The sequence below is a fragment of the Desulfobacter sp. genome (genome assembly GCF_050177295.1).
Map to the genome: position 1 here is coordinate 23,825 of NZ_JBFXHE010000011.1, position 6,211 is coordinate 30,035.

5 protein-coding genes are annotated in these 6,211 nt (G+C 46.5%); all 5 read left to right on the forward strand.

Annotation, left to right across the window (positions count from 1 at the left end; genetic code table 11):
* Positions 1 to 51: 51 nt before the first annotated feature.
* Positions 52 to 1,836 (forward strand): ABC transporter ATP-binding protein, encoded by a 1,785-nt coding sequence (locus AB7U36_RS02085; RefSeq protein WP_428158150.1) that lies wholly within the window; start codon positions 52 to 54, stop codon positions 1,834 to 1,836.
* Positions 1,830 to 3,647 carry an ABC transporter ATP-binding protein gene (locus AB7U36_RS02090; protein WP_428158151.1) on the forward strand — a complete coding sequence of 606 codons (1,818 nt, stop codon included), beginning with the start codon at positions 1,830 to 1,832 and terminating at the stop codon, positions 3,645 to 3,647. The genes AB7U36_RS02085 and AB7U36_RS02090 overlap by 7 nt, the downstream gene beginning before the upstream one ends.
* A 7-nt stretch (positions 3,648 to 3,654) precedes the next feature.
* Positions 3,655 to 5,106, forward strand: coding sequence for an MFS transporter (locus AB7U36_RS02095; protein WP_428158152.1), 1,452 nt, complete (start codon positions 3,655 to 3,657; stop codon positions 5,104 to 5,106).
* 102 nt (positions 5,107 to 5,208) lie between these two features.
* Positions 5,209 to 5,973 carry a thioesterase II family protein gene (locus AB7U36_RS02100; RefSeq protein ID WP_428158153.1) on the forward strand — a complete coding sequence of 255 codons (765 nt, stop codon included), beginning with the start codon at positions 5,209 to 5,211 and terminating at the stop codon, positions 5,971 to 5,973.
* A gap of 60 nt (positions 5,974 to 6,033) precedes the next feature.
* Positions 6,034 to 6,211 (forward strand): pyridoxal-phosphate dependent enzyme (locus tag AB7U36_RS02105; protein ID WP_428158154.1); only part of this gene is annotated, 178 nt, incomplete at its 3' end.

A 6,211-nucleotide genomic window follows, 5' to 3' on the forward strand; every position in this document is an offset into this window, starting at 1 on the left:
AGAATATTACTGTTTCCTATATCGGACGTCCTGAATTTAAAGGAGGTATTCATGAAGTTAGGGAGCCATTCTAAATTTTTAAGGCTGCTTAAAATTGCCGGGACAAAAAAAACGCTTTTGATTATATCCGCTGTTCTTGCCGTGATCGGTTCAGCATTCTCTCTTCTTCCTTACATTATTATTTATATTGTGATGGTAAGACTGCTAAATCCTGATTTCGGCTCGCAGGATTTTCTCTATGTTCAGAACCTGGCCCTGATTGCGGCAGGTGTAGTTGTTTTGCGCTATGTAATTATGACTGCGGCATTCATGCTTTCCCATGTGGCGGCCTTTAAAATCCTTTATGGGCTCCGAACGGCTCTGGTCGAGCATCTGGGCAAACTTCCCATGGGATTTTTTAACGCCAATCAGACCGGAAAAATAAAAAAAATTCTTTATGAGGATGTGGAAGAGATTGAGCAGTTCATTGCCCACCATATTCCGGATCTGGTTTCCGGCATGATGCTGCCGGTGATGATCATCATTTATCTTTTTTGCGTAGACTGGCATATGGCATTGGTGGCTTTGCTGCCGTTGCCCCTGGCTTTTTTTCTGCAGCAGAAAGCCTTTGACAGAGACGGGCAGGAGGACAGACGCAAACAATATCACAACGCTCTTGAAAATATGAACGGCACCATTGTGGAATATATCAGGGGAATGCCGGTGGTTAAAATATTCAGCCAGACCGTGCAATCCTTTACCCGCTTAAAAGAGGCGGTTTATGCCTACCGCCATTTTATAGAAGAGGTCACACGGAATATGGCACCTGCGTGGGCCATGTTCATCGTCATTACATCATCTGGACAATTTTTCATCCTGCCCTTTGGGCTCTGGTTTTATATAAAAGACATCATCTCCTTACCAACCCTTTTTTTATTTCTAATGCTGGGATCCGGTTATATGACCCCTCTTTTTAAATTAGCCATGTTGGGCGGGCAACTGGGACACATACTTGAAGGGATTACCCGAATGGACGGTATTTTGAATATACCGGAAATCAGTGACCCCCTCATCCCTAAACATCCCCGAAATGCCACCATTCAATTTAAAAATGTTTCGTTTGCCTATGGAGATAAAAATGTGCTTAAAAATATCTCATTTACCATTGGAGAGGGAACGGTTACCGCACTGGTTGGCCCCAGTGGTGCCGGTAAAACCACCATTGCGCAGCTGTTACTGCGTATGTGGGATATTAGGGAAGGCGAAATTTTATTGGGTGGCGTGAACATTAAAGAGATCCCTCACGATGAATTAATGGGCAACATTGGCTTCGTATTTCAAAATGGATTTATTTTCAGCGATACCGTGTATGAGAACATCCGCATGGGGATGGAGAATGTTTCCCGGGAGGACATAGAATCGGCCGCCCGCGCCTCCCAGTGCCATGATTTTATTGAAAAGCTTCCCAAAGGCCTGGACACCCTCATTGGTGAAGGCGGAGAGGTTCACTTAAGCGGAGGAGAAAAACAACGCATCTCCATGGCGCGTATTATTTTAAAAAACGCCCCTATTGTTATTCTGGACGAAGCTACAGCCTATGCCGATGCGGAAAATGAAACCAGAATTCAGGCGGCATTTTCCGAAATCATGAGGGACAAGACAGTGATTGTCATTGCCCATCGTCTTTCCACTATCACCGATGCCGACGACATTATTGTAATTAAAAACGGACAGATAGTGGAACAGGGCCGACACAAAGCACTTCTTGACAATGAAAATGTTTACCATGCCATGTGGCAGGCCCACACTGTAGCCAAAGAATGGACATTGAGCTTGCAGGGAGGAGAGTCATGCTGAGATCCATACGTGTTATTGCAGGAGATATGAGAAATATCTACTTTACAACGGTTCTAAATGCCTTTCATTTGATTCTAAAAGGCATGCCTTTTGGTATTTTGCTTCTGGTGGTGCTGGAACTGTTAAAACCCAAATCAGAACTTGATATTTCCCGACTGATTTTTCTGTTCACAGCCATCGGTATACCCATGTTGATCAATCTGTTTCTGGCCATAAAGGTCCATGTCCGTGCTTATATCTCTTCATACAACCTCAGTACGGAAACCCGCCTAGCACTTGGGGATCATCTGCGGAAACTATCCCTTGGTTTTTTTAAACAAAGAGATCCCGGAGATATTTCAGCCCTTTTGCTCCAAGATATGGCAAAGGTGGAGATGGTATTCAGCAATTTTTTCATTGATGCCATTGCCTGCATTATTCTGCCTTTAATGATGGCAGTATTTTTTTTCATAGTGGATTGGCGTATGGCATTGCTCATGATTTCATCAGTAGTCCTTGCCCTTCCCGCTCTTTGGGGAGCCCAGAAGCTTATTGGTTATTTCGGGAAAAGACATGTGGTTTCACGCAACCTTACCTCTTCCAGACTTCTTGAGTATCTGGAGGGAATCAAGGTGATCATGGCATTTAATCTCACCGGGAAAAATTTTAAACGCCTGGACCGGATCATGCGGAAATTGTGCAATGACAGCATAAAGTTGGAAGCCGCCGCAAGCGCACCGATCCAGGTTTATATGACCATTCTGGATCTTGGTTTTGTCAGTCTCCTGGTTCTTGGTGTACATTTCTTGCTGCAGGGAGAGATCTCCATTCCGATCTTTTTAATGTTTCTGGTGATCGGATATAAATTTTTTGAGCCCCTGATCAGCTTCGGCGCCTTTATTTCTGAGATACGATATATGAATATTGCCGCCAGTCGGATTACCGATGTCATGGACACACCCCCATTAAAAGAGCCGGATAAATCTCAACATCCGAAAACCTTTGATATTGAGTTTAACAATGTAAGCTTTGGTTACACCGAAACCAGGGTTTTAAAGGATGTCACTGCTCGATTTCCTGAAAACAGCATCACAGCTCTAGTGGGACCTTCGGGAAGTGGAAAAACCACCATCACAAGTTTAATTGCCCGGTTCTGGGACGTAAATGAGGGGGGCATTACCATCGGTGGTATTGATATACGTCAAATTCCAACGGAAGCGTTGCACTGCCTGATCAGTGTGGTTTTCCAAGATGTTTATCTTTTTCAAGACAGCATTTTCAACAATATCCGGGTCGGCAAAAAAAATGCAAGCAAAGAAGAGGTGATGGGTGCGGCCAAAACCGCCCAGTGTCATGAATTCATCCAGCAAATGGAAAACGGATATGACACCATCGTCGGAGAAGGCGGTTCCACCCTGTCAGGCGGAGAAAAACAACGTATTTCCATTGCCCGAGCCCTGTTAAAGGATGCGCCCATCGTTCTTCTGGACGAAGCTACAGCCTCCTTGGACCCTGAAAATGAACTGTTGATTCAAAAAGCCATTGGGGAGATGGTTAAATCCAAAACCCTCATTGTCATTGCCCATCGCCTAAAAACGATTGCCCGGGCCGATCAGATTCTGGTCATTGACCAAGGCGCGGTGGCTGAAAAGGGAGACCATGAAACCCTTTTAGCCAACGATCAATTATACGCACGGTTATGGAATGAGCAGCACAAGGCCGGGGGCTGGAAATTCAAGGGATTTAGACAGCCTGCATCACAGGGGGAGCATGGAAAAATGAATATTAGACGCTCCCCGCACATTAAATCAACCTACAATTGGTGGAAATGAGGTGAGAATGAACCAGTATTCTGAAGATTATTTAAAAAGATGGCAGGTGTTGTGCGCAGTGATGACCGGTGGTTTCATGGTTTCCGTGGACGGCAGCGTGGTGAACCTGATCCTGCCCACCGTGGTAAAGGCATTAATGACGGATTTTACCAGGGTGCAATGGGTGGTGATCAGCTATCTTCTGACCATCATCGGTTTAATTATGATTATGGGACGCCTGGGTGATATCCTGGGCAAAAAAGAGATATATCTGGCCGGATTTATCCTGTTTACCTTAGGTTCTCTTTTATGTGGGCTTTCCGGGTCTGTATGGTGGCTGATTGGGTTCAGGGTGGTGCAGGGTATCGGCGGAGCCATGATTCTTGCCCTGGGGTTTGCCGTGGCCACCCAGGCCTTTCCGCCTGCCGAACGTGGAAAAGCCATGGGGATGCTGGCTTCTGTGGTATCCCTGGGGGTTGTGGCAGGTCCTGTTATCGGGGGATTCCTGGTAAAATATTTGTCCTGGCATTGGATTTTTTTCATGAATCTGCCCTTGGGGTGCTTGGGAATATACATGGTGGGAAAATACGTACCGTCGGGCATCCATTCTCCTCAAAGAAGCGGGTTTGATATACCGGGAGCAGTATTGTTCTTTTTATGTATGTTTTTATTGTTTTCAGGACTGACCCTGGCCCAGAAAACGGCATTCACCCATGTAAAAACAATGAGCGCGTTCATCATGTCCTTGATCTGCGCCTGGCTTTTTTTAAAAAGAGAAAAAAGTATTGAATCAGCCCTGATAGACCTTTCGATTTTTAGCAACAGGGCATTGAGCGTTAATCTAATTGTCCTGTTCCTTTTCTATTTTTCCCTCAGCGGTGTTTTTGTACTGGCACCGTTCTATTTTGAGGATATTCTCGGGTACGCCCCGGACAGAATAGGTTTTTTGTTCGGGGGAATGTCCGTTGCCATGGCAGTGCTCTCCCCTGTATCCGGTATTTTATCGGACCGGATGGGCGCATCTGCCGTCATACTTTTTTCACTTTTGCTGATGCTGGCTACATTTATTCTCATGGGGTATGGGATTGGCCCTGAAACCACAGGCATTGCCTGCGTGGCCAGCATGGTATTGATCGGGGTGAGCATGGGATTTTACATGTCTCCCAGCCACAGCGCTGTGATGGGAGGCGTTTCCTGGGATCACCTGGGAGTGGTTTCCGGGCTTTTGATATTGTCCAGAACCCTGGGGCAAACAGCCGGGGTTGCCGTTCTGGGGACCGCCTGGGCCGGATGGGTCCGGTTTTACAACAACGGAATTCTTGCCAACGGTATTACAGATGCACCCGTTCATACCCGGATTGAAGGTTTCCGGAATATTGCCTTTTCATCCGCAGCCCTGGTTTTTTTTGCGCTTATGTGCGTTCTATGGTTGGTCAATCGCCAGGTCACCTTTGACCGAATCCGCTCCGTCCAGAAATAGTTGCGCCAGATAAGAAACGCAATATGTCTGGTACCTGACAGCTACGGTCAATGGGGGGGGGCAGCAATTGATTTTAACCCTGAATTAAAACAGGAGATCAGTATGTATATATCTAAGTTAGTCGGAGATGTTCGGGAAACTCCCGCTTTGATGGTGCATCAAAAAAATGGGGCGATTCTACGGCTGTTTTGTTTCCCCTATGCCGGAGGAGGTGCCGCAGCCTTTCGAAAGTGGCCGCAGTTTTTCCCGGATTCCGTGGAAGTGTGCGGGGTTCAGCCGCCGGGCAGGGAAAACCGCATCGGCGAAGAACCCATTGCAGATGTTCATGAACTGGTGACCCGGTTGTTACCAGCGTTGGGCCCATGGTTTGACAAACCTTTTGTTTTTTACGGTCACAGCACAGGGGGCCTGGTTGCCTTTGAGTTGATCCGGGAACTGCGCCGGCAGCAAATGCCCCTTCCCCTCCACCTGGTTGTCTCAGGGGCAAGGGCCCCCCATATTTCCGAACCTTCTCCTTTACACCACCTGCCCAAAGAAGCGTTTATACAGGAGCTGCGGCGGTTTTCCGGTACGCCTGAGAGTGTGCTGGAAAACAGTGATCTTATGGAAATATATATCCCCATTCTCAGAGCCGACCTTGCCATTGAGGAGAAGTACACCCTAAAGGCGGAAGCGCCTATTAACATACCGATAACGGCCATATACGGTATTGAGGATGATGAGGCTCCAAAATCAGTGATGGCATCATGGAAACGATATACCACCGATTCCTTTGAATTGATCGGCCTGCCAGGCGGGCATTTTTTCATCAATACCGCCAGGCAGGCTTTTTTATCCTGCCTTTCCCGAATAACAGCTTTTCATTAAGTTGTGCAGTTGGCACTTAAAAAATAACGTATCATTTTTAAAAATGGAGGTAATTTTAAAATGAATTCAAACGAAGTTTTGAATCAGATAGGAGCGACCCCCATGTTTCGGATCGGGCTTGGGGCCAATGACGACATGAACATCTACGCAAAAGCAGAATACCTGAATCCGGGAGGTTCAATCAAAGATCGCGTTGCGCTTTTTATTATCGAAGAGGCTGAAAAAAGAGGGCAATTAA

Excerpts from the sequence above, each read along its gene's own strand:
- AB7U36_RS02095 (WP_428158152.1), top strand. The coding sequence starts at position 3,655 with ATGAACCAGTATTCTGAAGATTATTTAAAAAGATGGCAGGTGTTGTGC.
- AB7U36_RS02100 (WP_428158153.1), top strand. The coding sequence starts at position 5,209 with ATGTATATATCTAAGTTAGTCGGAGATGTTCGGGAAACTCCCGCTTTG.
- AB7U36_RS02090 (WP_428158151.1), top strand. The coding sequence starts at position 1,830 with ATGCTGAGATCCATACGTGTTATTGCAGGAGATATGAGAAATATCTAC.
- AB7U36_RS02085 (WP_428158150.1), top strand. The coding sequence starts at position 52 with ATGAAGTTAGGGAGCCATTCTAAATTTTTAAGGCTGCTTAAAATTGCC.